The 230-nt window shown below is 33.5% G+C and carries 1 pseudogene; it reads left to right on the plus strand.

Annotation, left to right across the window (positions count from 1 at the left end):
• Positions 1-44: 44 nt before the first annotated feature.
• Positions 45-230, plus strand: a pseudogene (locus tag FS608_RS29935) (sulfotransferase family 2 domain-containing protein); the annotation flags it as partial.

Below are 230 nucleotides of genomic sequence, written 5' to 3' on the forward strand. Positions count from 1 at the left end.
TTGAAGTGTTCAATAAATATCAGAATAACGAAGGGGTTTGGCTGATGAAGAACAATATTAAAGGATTAATTGAATATGGCGAACGTATTCCACATTTTCATAAAGATTTCCCCATAATTTTATTTTGGAGTCACAGAAGTGGTTGTACTTCTCTGGCGAATTGGTTTTTCTTCCAAATTGGGTTATATGAGGAAGCAATGAAATATGCACCGTTCATTCATTACTATGAA

The organism is Bacillus sp. X1(2014) (assembly GCF_007678255.1).